Annotated in this window: 13 protein-coding genes; 9 read left to right on the forward strand and 4 right to left on the reverse strand. The window is 65.3% G+C overall.

Going from position 1 to position 15,466, the window contains the following annotated elements; all coding sequences use genetic code 11:
- Nucleotides 1-40: 40 nt before the first annotated feature.
- Nucleotides 41-1,147 (forward strand): cellulase family glycosylhydrolase, encoded by a 1,107-nt coding sequence (locus AAFG07_RS35955; protein ID WP_342724385.1) that lies wholly within the window; start codon nucleotides 41-43, stop codon nucleotides 1,145-1,147.
- 92 nt (nucleotides 1,148-1,239) lie between these two features.
- Entirely contained in the window at nucleotides 1,240-2,742 is a 1,503-nt protein-coding gene (locus AAFG07_RS35960; RefSeq protein ID WP_342724386.1) for a hypothetical protein, read from the forward strand.
- A gap of 59 nt (nucleotides 2,743-2,801) precedes the next feature.
- Here the strand turns inward: AAFG07_RS35960 and AAFG07_RS35965 are convergent, their stop codons facing one another.
- Nucleotides 2,802-3,401, reverse strand: coding sequence for a DUF1080 domain-containing protein (locus tag AAFG07_RS35965; RefSeq protein WP_342724387.1), 600 nt, complete (start codon nucleotides 3,399-3,401; stop codon nucleotides 2,802-2,804).
- A gap of 396 nt (nucleotides 3,402-3,797) precedes the next feature.
- On the opposite strand from AAFG07_RS35965, the gene AAFG07_RS35970 reads away from it, so the two are divergent.
- Both AAFG07_RS35970 and AAFG07_RS35975 read left to right on the forward strand, forming a co-directional pair.
- The gene (locus AAFG07_RS35970; RefSeq protein ID WP_342724388.1) at nucleotides 3,798-4,100 is read left to right on the forward strand and encodes a cupin domain-containing protein; all 303 of its coding nucleotides are present in this window, start codon (nucleotides 3,798-3,800) and stop codon (nucleotides 4,098-4,100) included.
- Between the two features lie 56 nt (nucleotides 4,101-4,156).
- Nucleotides 4,157-4,498, forward strand: coding sequence for a hypothetical protein (locus AAFG07_RS35975; protein WP_342724389.1), 342 nt, complete (start codon nucleotides 4,157-4,159; stop codon nucleotides 4,496-4,498).
- Here the strand turns inward: AAFG07_RS35975 and AAFG07_RS35980 are convergent.
- Nucleotides 4,472-8,587: a GAF domain-containing protein gene (locus tag AAFG07_RS35980; protein ID WP_342724390.1), complete on the reverse strand. Its 4,116-nt coding sequence runs from the start codon at nucleotides 8,585-8,587 to the stop codon at nucleotides 4,472-4,474. The two genes, AAFG07_RS35975 and AAFG07_RS35980, sit on opposite strands and share 27 nt — an antisense overlap.
- A 396-nt stretch (nucleotides 8,588-8,983) precedes the next feature.
- Between AAFG07_RS35980 and AAFG07_RS35985 the strand changes: the two genes are divergently transcribed.
- From AAFG07_RS35985 to AAFG07_RS35995, 3 genes are read left to right on the forward strand one after another with little or no spacing between them, the layout of a single operon-like run.
- Entirely contained in the window at nucleotides 8,984-10,036 is a 1,053-nt protein-coding gene (locus tag AAFG07_RS35985) for an Ldh family oxidoreductase (RefSeq protein ID WP_342724391.1), read from the forward strand.
- Nucleotides 10,037-10,060: 24 nt separating this feature from the next.
- Nucleotides 10,061-11,425 (forward strand): LLM class flavin-dependent oxidoreductase, encoded by a 1,365-nt coding sequence (locus AAFG07_RS35990; protein ID WP_342724392.1) that lies wholly within the window; start codon nucleotides 10,061-10,063, stop codon nucleotides 11,423-11,425.
- A 12-nt stretch (nucleotides 11,426-11,437) separates the two neighbouring features.
- Complete coding sequence (locus AAFG07_RS35995; protein ID WP_342724393.1) at nucleotides 11,438-12,235, forward strand: fumarylacetoacetate hydrolase family protein; 798 nt, start codon at nucleotides 11,438-11,440, stop codon at nucleotides 12,233-12,235.
- 443 nt (nucleotides 12,236-12,678) lie between these two features.
- Here the strand turns inward: AAFG07_RS35995 and AAFG07_RS36000 are convergent, their stop codons facing one another.
- Complete coding sequence (locus tag AAFG07_RS36000) at nucleotides 12,679-13,599, reverse strand: LysR family transcriptional regulator (RefSeq protein ID WP_342724394.1); 921 nt, start codon at nucleotides 13,597-13,599, stop codon at nucleotides 12,679-12,681.
- Between the two features lie 132 nt (nucleotides 13,600-13,731).
- On the opposite strand from AAFG07_RS36000, the gene AAFG07_RS36005 reads away from it, so the two are divergent.
- A complete protein-coding gene (locus AAFG07_RS36005; protein ID WP_342724395.1) occupies nucleotides 13,732-14,151 on the forward strand; it encodes a hypothetical protein in 420 nt (139 codons plus the stop codon).
- Between the two features lie 85 nt (nucleotides 14,152-14,236).
- Entirely contained in the window at nucleotides 14,237-14,734 is a 498-nt protein-coding gene (locus tag AAFG07_RS36010; RefSeq protein WP_342724396.1) for a hypothetical protein, read from the forward strand.
- A gap of 186 nt (nucleotides 14,735-14,920) precedes the next feature.
- Here the strand turns inward: AAFG07_RS36010 and AAFG07_RS36015 are convergent, their stop codons facing one another.
- Nucleotides 14,921-15,376 (reverse strand): Lrp/AsnC family transcriptional regulator, encoded by a 456-nt coding sequence (locus AAFG07_RS36015; RefSeq protein WP_342724397.1) that lies wholly within the window; start codon nucleotides 15,374-15,376, stop codon nucleotides 14,921-14,923.
- Nucleotides 15,377-15,466: the final 90 nt, after the last annotated feature.

Raw genomic sequence — 15,466 nt, forward strand, 5'->3', positions numbered from 1 at the left:
GGCGTCGCCGCTACAACATTGATCGCGAGTTGATCGTCCAATGGCCCGGCTATCGATCCCCGCCATCGTCTTCGCCGCACCCATTCTGCTGTCCGTCGCTGCGCGGGCCTGCCCTCCCCTGATCGAAGGCGTCCCGGCGGACCGGATCAAGGCCTTGTCGCGCGGCGTCAATGCCGACGGCTGGATCGTCGATCCGCGGTCGGCGCCGCCGCGCGGCCTGCTGCTCGAACTGCGCAAGGCCGGCCTGACCCACATCCGGCTGCCGGTGCCGGCCGACTTCGTCATGCCGCGCTTCGCCACGAAGGCGGAGATCGACAGCCGGTTGCAAACCGTCGATGCAGCGCTGAAGACCCTGCTCGCACTCGGGTTTGCCGTGTCGATCGACCTGCATTCGGGTCAGCACTTCAATGCGCTGCACAAGGACGATCCGCCCGGCGCGATGGCTGAAATGAAGAGCGCCTGGACCGCGCTCGCGCGGGTCATGCACCGCTATCCCTCCGATCGGGTGTTTGCGGAACTGCTGAACGAGCCGGAGGTCGACGCCGCGCAGTGGCAGGGCGAAGTCCGGGAGTTGGCCGGCTTCATTCGCCAATTGCTGCCGCAGACCACGCTGATCACGGGTCCGGTCAACTGGCAGCGCGCGGACTCGCTGCCGGGCTTCGCGCCGCTCGACGATCCGAATATCGTCTATGCCATCCACTTCTACGATCCGATGGTGTTCACCCATCAGGCCCATTGGGATCGGAGCGAGCCGCTTCACGACGTCGTCGGATTGCCCTATCCGATCCGTGCCGATGATCCGAAGGTTCAACAGTTGCGGGAGCAGCTGACCGCGCTGGACAGGCCCAAGGCGCTTGCGATGGTCGACCGCGCCATCCCCGACCGAGGCATCGACAAATGGCTCGAGCCCGCGGCGGCCTGGCAGCGGCAATATTCCCGTCCGATCATCATCAACGAGTTCGGGGTGCTCAAGGCTGGGGCGCCGCGCGACAGCCGGTTACGCTGGCTCGCCGGCGTCACGGCCTACGCCCGGCAGCAGTGCTGGGGCTGGACCCATTGGGAGCTGTCGCAGGGCTTCGGCCTGGCCGACGCCGTCACCGGCAAGGCCGACCGCGACGTGCTGAGGGCGCTGCTCGGAACGCGCTGACCGATCTGGTTAACCGGTTCTTACACAATGCGCGGCTAGATCGACGATGCGGGTGTGGCACGCCACCCATCCGGTCATTTAGGTCAGAGCCTGTGCGAGCAGACATAGCCCCGCGGCCGCTGTTGGCCGGCGACCTCGTTCCTGCGCTCGGCATCGCCGTGGCATCGATCGCATTCGCGCCGATCATGCAGGCAGCCAATGCAGGGCTCGCGATCGTCGTCGAAGGCTTGATCGGCTGCGCCATCGTGCTCGCGGCGCCGGCCTATGCGCCGTCGATCGCCGTCTTCATCATCTTCTTCCAGAATCTGTTCGTCTCGATCCTGTCGTCCTACATCACGACCGAGCAGGAGATGGATTTCGTCAAGGGCTACAATTTCCTGATCTGCGCGGTGATGTGGCTGGTGACGCTGGCGCTGTACATGCTGCGCGAGCGCCAGCATTCGCCCGAGATCGACCGGATCATGAATTGGGGGCTGATGACCCTCGCGGTCGTAGGGATGTATTTCCTGCTCGGCGCCACGCAGGACGCGCATGCAGCCCTCGTCTATCTGCGCAACATCGCATTTCCGCTGTTCCTGTTTCAGCTGTCGCTGCTGACCGCCGCAACCTTCGAGATCCGCATCACACCGTTCCTGGTGACCGTCGCCACGCTGCTGATCGTCTGCGGCTATGTCGAATTGCTGTTTCGCGATTTCTGGCTCGAGATCACCAACGGCTACACGTTCTGGCACTTCGACGAGCTGAAGGCGACCCGCTCCGGAGCCTGGGAAGCCGAGATGCGCCAAACCGGCAATGTCCCGGTCGATCTGATCGACCGCTTCCGCTTCAGCTTTCTCAACAGCCCGTTGTTCGAGGATCTCGGACTGTCGTCGATCTTGCGCATCTTCGGACCGAACATGAGCCCGATCAGCTTCGGCTACGGGATCGCCTTCTCCATCCTGTTCCTGTTCGCGGTCGGATATCGCTGGCTGGCGCTGGTCGCGATCCCGCTGCTGATCTTCTGCAGCGTGAAGGGCGCGCTCATCCTGGTCATCTTCGTGGCCCTGGCCTGGACGGCCACCTGGCTGCTCGGCGCCACCATCACCCTTGCCGTCGCGCTGGTCGGGCTCCTGGTGTACGCCATCGCCGCGATCTACATCGGGCTCCAGATCGGCGACTTTCACGTGATCGGCTTCATGGGCGGCTGGGACGGATTCCTGCACAACCCGATCGGCCGTGGCCTCGGCGTCGGCGGCAATCTCTCCGAAGGTTACTTCTCGATCGACTGGAACGCCGCGCAAGCGACCGGCACGATGGACGGCGCGGTGGAGAGCGCGGTCGGCGTCCTGCTCTACCAGATGGGCATCGGCGCAGTGGTGCCGCTTGGCTTCTTCTTTGCGGTGGCGCTGAAGGCCTGGCGCCTCTACGCCTCGTCCGGAATTCTCATCCAGGGGCTCGCCGCGTTCGGCACGATGGTCGTGCTGGTGAACGGCATCTTCCAGGAGGAGGCGCTGTTTGCGCCGCCGGCGCTCGGGCTGTTGCTGTGCCTGACCGGCCTCGTGATCGGTCATCATTTGCGCACGCAGGGCAACGATCTGACCACCTCCGGCGGATAGCACATGACACGCGATCAGGCCCGGCCGCGGCGCGACCGGGCTCTCCTCGGCATGCGCGGTCAGAGCGGCTTGATCTGCACCTTGCGGAACTTGACCACGCCGGAACCATACTGAAGCGCGATGTAGCCGCTGGCGTGCTTGGAATCCTGCGCGTCGACGGTCTTCTGGCCATTCAGCGTCACGACGAAATGCGGTCCCTGCGCCGTGATCTCGTAGACGTTCCACTTGCCGGCCGCCTTCGGCATCGGATCGACCTTGCCGACGTCGACGATCGCGCCGGTGCCGTAGGTCGGATCGGGCCGCTTGTCGAAGATGTTGACCTCGTAGCAGACCTTCGAGTCGATCACCTTGTTGCCTTCGCAGCGGATGAAGACCCCGCTGTTGGCGTCCTCGTCGGTCCAGAACTCCGCCCTGATCTGGAAATCCTTGTATTGGGTCTTGCTGACGAGATAGGAGAGATCCTTGCCGTCGAGCTTGTCGGCGACCAGCGCGCCGTCCTTCATCGCCCAATTGGCCTTGCCGACCTCGTCCCAGTCGCCCTGCTTGGTGCTGTCGAGCAGCGTGACCCAGCCGTCATCGCCGGATGCGGCGGTGGAAAATTGCAGCGCGGCCGCACCGATCACAAGTCCCGCCGCCAGTATCGACAGATGCTTCTTCAAGGTTATCCTCCCGTCTTTTGGTTGGCGCGCAACCTATCATCGTCTGCAGCGTCGTAAATGCGTTTTTCATATTGCAACTGCGTTGTGTCACGGCCCGATGCCGCAATCTTGAGAGCAGACATGCGCGAGCGCGTCTTGTCCGGCGCAAGCGAGAGCGATTAGCATCATGCGATATACGGGCGCGGCAGTCGCCCGAACGAGCAGTCGCCCGAACGAATTGACCTGGGAGGATACGATGACGGCGTCGAACCGGTCCTGGCGATACCTCATGATGCCGCTGGCCCTTGCCGGCACGCTCAGCGTCAGCTCCGCGGCCGAACTCAATCCGGCCGCCGTCACCTACAAGTTGCCGGACCAGATTCCCTGGAGCCCGGTCGACGCGCGCAGAATGCCGTGGTGGTCGGCGATCCCTCGAAGCCCGGCTTCTACATGGTCTACACCAAATGGACCAAGGGCAATCACTTCAGCCGTCCGCACTTCCATCCCAACGATCGCTACATCGTCGTGCTGAAGGGCACCTGGTGGGTCGGCTCGGGCCCGAAATTCGATCCCGATCACGGCACCGTGGCAATGCCGGCCGGAAGCTTCGTCACCCATTTCGGCAAGCAGGTGCATTGGGACGGCGCCAAGGATGAAGACGCCGTGCTGCTGATCATGGGCGAAGGCCCGGCCACCGCGACCGAGGTGGAACAGAAGTAGCCGCGTTGCGCGAAGTGGGGGCGATGCTATCATCACGGCCCAACGAAGGGCTTCCGATGCATCCCGCCGCCAAGCTGCAATTTGCCCGCATCGCCGACGAGTTCGCGCGATGGCGCGCCATTGCCGAGGCGGATCGGCCGCCGGCGCCGGCGTGGTGGTGGGGACCGGCATTCGAACTGCGCAATGCCGCCGAGCCGCTGCCGTCCAATTGGTGCCGCCGGTTCCGCCTGCCCGACGGGGCGAGCTTTGCGGAGGCGTCGGCGACGCTGCGCCAGACCCTGGCCGGCCAGGCGATACCGTCCTGGCCCTATGATTTCTCGCGCGTGATCGCATCCACCGATTCCGACGTCCGCGACCTGCCCGTGCAGCCGTCAGACGACAGCGCGTTTCCGCCCTAGATCCGGCCCGGCCTCACCGATCGCCTCGTCGTCCAGCGACGGCTGCAACGGTGGCGACGTCAGCACCGGCGACGTCTTCAACAATTCGGCGAGATCGCGCGGCGGCAGCGGCCGGCTGAACAAGAAACCCTGCATCTCGTCGCAGGCATGGGCGCGCAGGAACTCCTGCTGCTCGGAGGTCTCGACGCCCTCGGCCACGATGGTCATGCCGAGCGCCTTGCCCATGCTGATGATCGCCTGCGCAATCGCGACGTCCTCGGAATCATCAGGCAGGTCGCGCACGAAGGAGCGATCGATCTTGATGGTGTCGATCGGGAACTGCTTCATCAGCGACATCGACGAATAGCCGGTGCCGAAATCGTCGATCGCGAGGCGAATGCCCCGGTGCTGGATCGCGTCGAGCACGCGGACCGCGCGCGTCACGTTGCGCATCACCATGCTCTCGGTGACCTCGAGCTGCAGCAGCGCCGGCGACATGCCGCTCGCCGCCAGCGCCTCGTCGATGTCGTCGAGCAGGTTCGGATCGCCGAACTGCCGCGGCGAGAGGTTGACCGCCATCGTCACCGCCTTGAGGCCGCGGTGCTGCCACGCCATGTTCTGCGCGCAGGCTTCCTTCAGCACCCAGCGGCCGATCGGCACGATCAGCCCGATCTCCTCGGCGAGCGGAATGAACTGCCCCGGCGAGACCTTGCCGAGCTCGGGATGGGTCCAGCGCAGCAGCGCCTCGACGCCGCTGATCTGGCCGCTCGCCATGTCGACCTTGGGCTGATACTCGAGCGAGAACTGGTCGCGCTCCAGCGCGCGGCGCAGTGCGCTTTCCATCGTCAGGCGCTCGATCGACTGCGCCCTCACCTCGTTGGAGAAGAAACGAAAGCCGTTCTTGCCGTCCTCCTTGGCGAGATACATCGCCATGTCGGCATTCTTGGTCAGCGTCTGCACGTCGGAGCCGTCGGTCGGATAGGTCGCAATCCCGATCGAGGCCGTGGTGTGACACTCGTGCCCGCTGAGCTGCATCGGCTGGCTCAGTGCGACCAGGAGTTCGCCGGCGATGCGCTCGATGTCGTGACGTTCGGCAGTGTCCTCCAGGATGACCACGAACTCGTCGCCACCAAGCCGCGCCACCACGTCGCTCGCGCGCAACGAACCGCGCAGCCGCTCCGCGATCGCCACCAGCAGCATGTCGCCGGCGTCGTGGCCAAGCGAATCGTTGATCACCTTGAAGCGGTCGAGATCGATGAACAGCACTGCGAGCTGCCGGCGATGGCGGTCCGCCGCCGAGATCGCGTGACGCAGCATCTCGTTGAAGGTCTCGCGGTTCGGCAGATTGGTCAGGCTGTCATGCGAGGCGAGATATTCGATCCGCTCGTCGGCCTTGTGCTTCTCGTCGGCGCGATCGAAGCTCTCGAGCGCGAACGCCAGATTGTCGGCGAGCCGCTGCAGCAGCTCGGCGAACTCCGGCGTGAACGTATCCTTCTCGATCGCGACGAAGATCATGACGCCGACGACCTCGCCGCTGACGATCAGCGGAAACGAAGCACCGGACTGCGTTCCATCGCGGCGAGCGCGCTCATGGAACGCCGCGGTACCGGTATCGGCGAAATAGTCGTTGACGATGCAGGCCTTGCCCGACCGGAACGCCCTGCCGCAGGCGCCGCGTCCCTCGGGGTGCGCCTCGCTGGTCGAGAGCGTCACCTGGCTCGCCCCGTCGGCGGCCGGGCCTGCGATCGCGACGATGCGGAGATAGTCGCTGCCGGGCTGTGCCAGCGCGATGGTGGTCGAGGTGAACTTGCCGCCGGTCGCTGCCGCCTCGCAGACCAGTTGATAGAGCTCGGCGCGGGACTTCGCCCGCATGATCGCCTCGTTGGTCGCGCTCAGCGCCGCGAACATCCGCGACAGCCGCTCCTTCTGCTCGTCGGCCCGGGCCTTCTCGTCGGCGCGGTCGAAATTGGCCAGCGCGAACGACACGTTCTCGGTGAGCCGCTGCAGCAGCGCCATCATCTCTGGACTGAAGGTGTTGAACTCGCCGGAGAGGAACACCAGCGCGCCGATCGCCTCGCCGTTCTTGATCAGCGGCAGGGCCGCGCCGGACTTGCTGCCGCTGTCTCGCACGGCCGGATAGACATGCGACTCGGGGCCGAAGTCGCTGAGATAATCGTTGCTGATGCAGGGCCTGCGGGTGCGGATTGCAACGCCGGTCAGCGTCTGTCCCTCCGGACGCGTCGCATCGGCCGACAACTGGACTTCGCGGGCCCGTACCCGGTCGGGGCCGGAAGCAGCCACGTTCTCCAGGAAGGCCTCACCGGGGCGCACCAGCCTGATGGTGGCCGAGATGAACTGCCCGCCGACCGCCGCGGCATCGCAGACCAGATCGAACAGCTCGCCGCGGGACTTCGCCCGCATGATCGCCTCGTTGGTCGCGCTCAGCGCCGCGAACATTCGCCTCAGCCGCTCCTTCTGCTCCTCGGTGCGCGCCTTCTCGTCGGCGCGATCGAAACTGCCGAGCGCATAGGCGACGTTGTCGGCGAGCCGCTGCAGCAGCTCGGCGAACTCGGCCGAGAAGGTGTTGCGCTTGGCCGAGATGAACAGCATCACGCCGACCGGCTCGTCGTCGACGATCAACGGAAACGCCGCGCCCGATCGCGCGTCCTCGCGGTCGATGATATCGCGGAACGGGTTGTTGGCGACGTCGCCGAGAAAATCGTTGTCGATGCAGGCGCGCCGGGAGCGGAACGCCCTGCCGCAAACGCCGCGCCCTTCGGGACGCGCCTCGCTGCGCGAGACGTTGAGGCGGCGCGCATTCTCGGCGGTCGGCCCCGCGACCGCCATCATCTCCAGGAAATCGTCGCCGGGTTTCGCGATCAGGATACTGGTGGAGTTGAACCCACCGCCATGCGCCGCCGCGGCGCAGACCAGTTCGAACATCTCGAGCCGCGACCGCGCGCGCATGATCGCCTCGTTGGTCGCGCTCAGCGCCGCGAACATCCGCGACAGCCGCTCGCGTTCGGCATCGGCCTTGGCCTTCTCGGTGGCGCGGCCGAACGTATCGAGCGCAACCGAGACGTTCTCGGCGATGCCCGCCAGCAGCGCGATGATCTCTTCGTCGCGGGCCCAGGAATTGCCGATGAAGAAGATCAGGACGCCGACGCTCCTGCCGAACCGGGTGAGCGGCAGCGCGACACAGGCCATCAGACCGCTCTCACCGGCTTGCGCCTGCGAGGCGCCCGTCGATATCGGAATGTCGTGCTCGATGCACGGCCGTTTGGTCCGGAACGCCTCGCCGCAGATCCCCTTGCCGTAGAGATTGTCCGGGTCGGTCGAAAAGCGCGTCTGCGTGATCAGGTCGAGCGCCTCGCCGGTGCCGGCGACGGGCTCGAGCCAGTGCGTATCGGGCTCGGCCAGCAGCACCACCGTGGCGAAGGATTTGCCGCTGAACACCGCGGCGTCGCACACTCGCTGATAGAGATCGTGCTCGGTCTTGGCGCGAAGGATCGCCTCGTTGGTCGCGCTGATGGCGCCGAACATGCGGTTGAGCCGGCGCATCGCCCGCTCGCCGCTCTTGCGCGACGCCTCATGGTCGAAATTGTCGAGCGCAAAGGACACGTTCGCCGCAATGCGCTCCAGCAGCGACACGATCTCCTCGCCCAGCGAGTCGACCTCGCGCCGGGTCACCATGAAGACGCCGACGCTGCGCCCGTTGCAGACCAGCGGCATCGCCGCCGCCGCACCGACGCCGGCTGCCGCGAGGCCGCTGCGCCAGGCCGCCGAACGGGCATCGTTGACATAGTCGTTGCTGACGCTGGCGCTCTGATCGCGGAACGCCCGCCCCGCGACGCCGTCGCCTTCCGGAATGTTGGCGTGGGTGGAGATGCTGATGCTGCGCAGACGCGCGACATCGTCGCCGCAACCGGCGGCGAATGTCAGCCGACCGGTATCCGGCTCCAGCAAAAAGACGGTCGCAGCCAGGAAGCTCCCGCTCGAGAACGCGGCTTCGCAGACCTTTCCGTACAATTCTTCTGGTGATTTCGCGTACAGGATCGCTTCGTTGGTGGCATTCAACGCCGCGAATGTACGCCCGATGCTCGACTGCACGATCCCTGAAGGCCCCAGGGCCACCCCCTTCAATCTGCCGGGGAACATTGCCCGCGAGAGGCCTAAGTGATGGTTAGTGTATCCGGCAAGTTGTGAGACAAAGTAAACGGCTGACGAATGCCGGAGGCCGTTTTCCGGGATAATACGGACGCCGATGTGCCAGGCTGAGGAGGGCCGGGGCACCCGGAGGCCTGGCTTGCACCGCCGGCGCAGCCAAATTCCGCAGCGCGACCGCGCCCGTTCCATTCGGTGAAATCCTGGCCGGGAGCACCCTGCTGGCGGTATGGCGGACCGGATTTTCCGCCCCTTGCTCGGCGCCCTGCGCTTTGAGAGCATGACGCCGACAACAGCAAGCAAGACCCGCGCATCACGCGGGCGGACCGCGAGGAGAATCCCATGCCGATCGTCCAGGCCGACCGTCTCACGCGCATCGGCGCGGCGCTGCTCCGGGGCGCCGGCGCATCGGAGGAGGAGGCCAATGCGGTCGCCTCCGGCTGCGTCAACGCCAACCTCGCCGGCCACGACTCCCACGGCGTGATCGCGATCCCGACCTATATCGACCGCATCAAGGCCGGCCATATCGTCCCCGGCGCGAAATGGACCGTCGTGCAGGAGACGCCGACCACGACCGTGATCGACGGTCATTGGGGGTTCGGCTTCCACGTCAACGCCAAGGCGATGGAGATGACCATCAACAAGGCGAAGACCGCCAATGTCGCGGCCTGCACCGTGTTCCGGCAGAGCCACGTCGGCCGGCTGGCGCATTACCCGATGATGGCGATGCGCGAAGGCATGATCGGGATCGCGGCCGCCGATTCCGGCCGCTCGCCGAAACATGTCGCGCCGTTCGGCGGCCGCGAGGCCCGGCTCGGCACCAACCCGCTCTCGATCGCGGTGCCGTCCGATCTCGAGGCGCCGTTCTATCTGGACATGGCGACCTCGGCGGTCGCGGCCGGCAAGATCCAGCTCGCGGTGGCGCGTGGCGAGAGCATCCCGAAGGGCTGGATCATCGACGCCGAAGGGCGCGACACCACCGATCCCAAGGATTACCGCAAGGGCGGCGCACTGCTGCCGCTCGGCGGCAGCGAAGGTTACAAGGGAAGCGGCCTTGCCGCGATGGTCGAAGTGCTGTGCGGCCTGCTCACCGGCCTCGGCTTCGGCGTCGAGCCGACCGGCCGGCACAATGACGGCTGCTTCATGGCGGTGTTCAACGTCGCCGCATTCCGTCCGCTGATGGATTTCAAGAAGGAGGTCGCCGACTTCGCCCGCTACCTGAAATCGACGCAGCCCTCGGAAGGCAGCCGCGGCGTGTTCTATCCGGGCGAGATCGAATTCCTGCGCGAGCAGCAGCGGCGCAAGGACGGCATCGAGATCGAGGATGCGACCTGGGGCAAGCTCAAGGCGCTCGCCGCCGACTACAAGCTCACCGACGACCTCGATCTTCGCTGACGCATTCAGCTCCAGGAGAACAACATGACACGACAAATGGCGCTGGTCGGCTTTTTGCAGGCGCAGAACTGCACCAACCTGCCGAGCTCCTGGCGTCACCCGGAGTCGCGCGACGATTCGATGTCGGCGGACTACTACCAGGAGATCGCGCGCATCCTGGAGCGCGGCAAGTTCCACATGGCGTTCTTCGACGATCGCCTCGCAATGCCCGACCGCTACGGCAACGATCACGCCCACACCGTCGAGTACGGCATCCGCTGCGTGAAGATGGACCCGATCGTGGTGCTGACCACGATGGGCATGGTCACCACCAGGCTCGGCCTCGCCTCGACCGCATCCACCACCTATTTCGAGCCGTTCGACGTCGCCCGCCGCTTCGCCACGCTCGATTTGATGACGGGTGGCCGCGCCGCGTGGAACGTGGTGACGTCGGTGAATGACGGCGAGGCGCTCAACATGGGCCGCGAACAGCATCTCGAGCACGATCTCCGCTACGACCGTGCCGACGAGTTCATGGAGGTGGTGCTCGGCCACTGGGATGCCTGGGAAGACGGCTCGCTGGTAATCGACAAGACATCCGGCCGCTTCGCCGATCCGGCCAAGGTGAAACGGCTCGATCACAAGGGCGCGTTCTTCACCTCGCGCGGCCCGTTCACGGTGCCGCGTTCGGCGCAGGGCCATCCCGTGGTGATCCAGGCCGGCGCCTCCGGCCGCGGCCAGCGCTTTGCCGGGCGCTGGGGCGAGGTGATCTTCACCGCGGCGCGCAACCTCGCCAACGCCAAGCAGGGCTATGACGCGATCCGGGGCGAAGCCGCCAAGGCCGGGCGCGATCCCGACCAGATGTTCCTCTGCAATCTGATCACGCCGGTCACCGGTGCGACCAAGGCCGAGGCCGAGGACCGGATGGCCGTGATCCAGAAGCTGCCGCTCGAGATCGACGCGCTGTCGCTGCTCGCCGAAGGCCTCAACTTCGATTTCGGTGCCAAACCGATCGACGAGCCGCTCACGACAGAGGAGTTGCAGGGCATGCAAGGCATGCTCGGCATCCGCGACGGCGTGCTGCGCACCTCCGGCAAGACCAATCCCTCGACCCGCGACTTCATCACCTTCTCCGGCCGCGGCCAGGTGCAGGACGCGATGGTCGGCGGCCCGAAGGAGATCGCCGACCGGCTGGAGGAAATGTTCGAAGGCCGCGGCTGCGACGGCTTCGTCATCGCGGCGAGCTATGTGCCGGGCTCCTACGCGGACTTCGTCGATCACGTGGTGCCCGAGTTGCAGAAGCGCGGTCTGTTCCACAAGGACTACACCGGAACCACGCTGCGCGAGAATCTCGGACTGAAGCGCCCGGCGGCGGGCGCCTGGAAGACCCGCGCGCAGGCCGCGGAATAGAAGGACATCATCATGCGCTGGCTGAAATTCACCGCCGCGGGCACGACGGCAGGCAATACTTCCTGGGGCCTCGTCGAGGGCGACACCGTCATCACCGTGAACGGTGATCCATTCGGTGAATGGAGCAAGACGGCGAAGACCCACGCCTTGAAGGACGTCAAGATCGAGCTGCCGCTGATCCCGCGCACCTTCTACTGCGTCGGGCTGAACTATCTGAAGCATCTCAAGGAAGCCGCCGACAAGGCCGGCACCGTGCCGAATGTTCCTGATCGTCCCGAGATCGGCTACCGCGCGCAGAACGCGCTGATCGCCCACGACGAAAACGTCGTGATCCCGGCGAGCGCGACCGAGAAGATCCATTACGAGGGCGAGCTCGTCGTCGTGATCGGCAAGAAAGCCAAGCACCTCACCGAAGCCAATGCGCTGGACTGCGTGTTCGGCTACACGATCGGCAACGACGTCTCGGAGCGCAGCTGGCAGAAGGCCGACCGCGGGCTGTGGCGCGCCAAGAACGCCGACACCTTCAAGCCGATGGGCCCGTGGATCGAGACCGACGTCGATCTCGATCGCATGGAAACCGCGATCCGCGTCAACGGCAAGGAGACCGGCCGCTTCCGCACCAACGAGATGATCTTCGGTATCGTGCCCTTCCTGGTCGAGCTTTCGAAATACTTCACGCTGTCGCCCGGCGACGTGATGTGGATGGGCACCGACGGCGCCTCGCCGGACCTGAAGGACGGCGACGTGGTGGAGATCGACATCACCGGCATCGGGACATTGCGGAACAGGTTCGTGAAGGAGAAGGTGTGAGGGGGGCACTCCATTAGACCCGTCATCCCGCGCGCGCCTCATCCTCGATGTCGTCCCGGCGAAGGCCGGGACCCATAACCATAGGGTTGAGTTGTTGAAGAAGGCTCTGGCCCAAGCGTCGCACAACAATGAAGAACGGTGGTTATGGATCCCGGCCTTCGCCGGGACGACGATGAGGATGGTTCACAGATCAAGGTGTCACACCACGCGGTGTCATCACCCGCGCATGCGGGTGATCCAGTATTCCAGAGGCGGCTGTGCGTGGCCGACAAGCCGCGGCGTACTGGATCGCCCGGTCAAGCCGGGCGATGACAGTGTGAGTGGGGACGCAGCTTCGCGTTCTCGCGACATGAATTGTCCGAGCTTTGCTCTTCGTTTCGCCGCTCTGAGAACAGAGGGCGCAGGGAAAGCCGGATGCCAATCGCACCCATGGGGCCCGCTAGCTAACGCGCCGCCGCCGACCTGCTCTTCACATGGTCGATGAAGGCGCGCAGCTTCGGCATGATCTGGCGGTGGCCGGGATAGTAGAGAAATACGCCGGGCGTTGTCGTCGCGAATGGCTCCAGCACGCGGACCAGCTTTTTCTCCTTCACGGCGCCGGCGACCAGCGGCGCGGGCACTTGCGCCAGTCCCACGCCTTCGATGGCCGCGCCGACCAGCGTCGGGAAATCATGGCCGATGAACGATCCCGAGACGGCAAGCTCGATCGAACGGCCGTTGTCGTTGAGCGACCACGGCGCGAGCCCGCCGTTCGAGCGCCGCAACCGCAGGCACGTGTGTTCGCGCAGATCGTCCGGGCGTTTGGGCCGGCCGCGGCGCGCGAGATAATCCGGGCTGCCGACGATAGCGAAAGGGAACGGCTTGGTCAGACGCACCGCGATCATGTCCGGGTTGATGAACTGGCCCATCCGGATGCCGGCATCGAAACCTCCGGCCGCGAGGTCGACCAGCTCCTCGCTGGCGGCGAGCTCGACCTCGATCTCGGGATAGGCCTTGCAGAATGACGCGATCAGCGGCTCCAGCAGGATTGGCACCACCGAGCGCGGCACGGTGAGACGCAACAGCCCGGCCGGCTTCTGCCCGAGCTCGCGCGCGGCGCCACTTGCGGCGACCAGCTCCTCGAACGCGGGCCTGGCACGCGCCAGGAATCGTTCGCCGGCCTCGGTGAGGCCGACGCTGCGGGTGGTGCGGATGAACAGCACGGCGCCGAGGCGCGCCTCGAGCGCGCGCACCGCCTGGCTGATCGCCGACGGCGTCACGGCGAGCTCGGTCGCCGCGCGACGAAAGCTGCGGTGCTGGGCGACGCTGAGGAACGCCTCCACGCCGTCGAGCGCCCCCTGCCTGACTGTGAAGTTCTGCTTCATAGCCCGTCAACATTATCGCGAATAGTCGCGCACGGGAAGCCGCCCTACATCGGAGCCACAGGCAGCAGCACCGCGACGCGCGCTGCTCCACGCGACATCACGACAGCAGTCGTGAACGGAGACCTGCGACCGATGAAAACAATCCGTCACACCCTCCTTGCCCTCACCCTCACTTCGACAGGCTTAACCTCCATGACCGCTCCCTCTCTCGCCCAAACCCAGGCGCAAGGCCAAACACAGGCCCCCTCCACCATCACCACCGGCGTGATGGTCATCCTGACCGTCAAGGCCGGCGTCACCCGTGAACAGGTGATGACCGTGATGCCGGATGAAATCCGGCAGACCGTGCAGCTCTATCTCAGCGGCAAGGTTCGCGAATGGTATTCGCGGTCCGACGGGCGCGGAGTCATCCTGCTGCTCGATGCCAAGGATACATCCGAGGCACACGCGATCATGGAAGGGCTGCCACTGTCCAAGCTTGATATCATGGACCACGACTACATCGCGGTCGGCCCGCTGCTGCCGCTGCGCCTGCTGGTCGGCAAGCCTTAAGCGTCAGGCCCTGAGTGCCTCGCCGAGGCCGGACCCGATCGCCGGGTCCGGCCTCCCCGGATCGACAGTCAGACGGGAGCCGACCGTGCCAGTAAGTCTCAACATTCCATTCCTGCTCAGCGTCGCCGGAGCATTTCTGACGAGTGCCGTGGTGGCCGCGACCTATGTCTGGCCGGCGCTCCGCACCTGGCCGCGCCATGAGGCGCTCCGGCTGCTTGCGGCTTTTCATGCCTTCCGGTTTCTCGGGATGAACTTCATGGTCGCAGGTTTCGTGTCGCCGGAGGTGAACCCGGTGTTTGCCAGCGCGGTCGGCTGGGGCGATCTGACCGCCGCAGCTCTTGCGCTGCTCGCGATGGCGGCACTGTCGTGGCGCTGGCCAATGGCCATTCCGATCGTCTGGTTCTTCAACATCTGGGGCACGCTGGATCTTCTCAACGCCTACTTCATGGGCGCGACGAAGAACGCTGATCCCGGTCTGTTCGGCGCCGGCATCTATATCCCGGCCCTCTACGTGCCGCTGCTGCTGGTTAGCCACGTGATGGTGTTCATGATCCTGATGCAGGCCAAGTCGGCGGAAGCATAGGATCGGCAGAGCGCAACACTGCATCAACATCGTCGTCCCGGCGAAGGCCGGGACCCATACTCCGCGGCAGATGTCGTGGACGGGATTCGTCGTTCCAGCGGCGCGCAATAAAGCGCATTCGTGGTTATGGGTCCCGGCCTGCGCCGGGACGACACCGCATATGTGGCACGGTCGTCGCAGCACACCTCAAAACGGCAACACCACGCCGGTCTTGATCTCCTTCAGGATCACGTTGGTGCGGACGTGGCGGATGCCGGGGATGCGGAACATGAACTCGTCGAGGAATCTGTTGTAGGCGTCCATGTCGCGGACGACGACGCGCAGATGATAGTCGGCATCGCCTGTCGTCGCGAAGCACTCCAGCACCTCGCGGCGCTGCATCACCCGCGCGACGAACTCGTCGACGAATTTCGTGTCGTGCCGCTCCAGCGAGACGTGCAGAATCGCCGAGGTCGCAAAGCCGGCGCGCTCGCGCGCCACCAGTGCCGAATAGCCCGAGATGACGCCGGCCTCCTCGAGCGCGCGGACCCGGCGCCAGCACGCCGAGGTCGACATCCCGACGGTTTCCGCCAGCTGCTGGTTGGTGGCGCGGCCATCCTTCTGCAGCTCGGCGAGGATTTTTTCGTCTTGCTCTTCGATCACCGCAGATCTCCGCTTTGGTAGATTGCACCAATATATGATGTTCAGCGCAAAATCATACCGAAATTTAGGTCGCGGGAGAACAGATAGGTA

The organism is Bradyrhizobium sp. B097, assembly GCF_038957035.1.
In the GTDB taxonomy this organism is placed as follows: Bacteria; Pseudomonadota; Alphaproteobacteria; order Rhizobiales; family Xanthobacteraceae; genus Bradyrhizobium.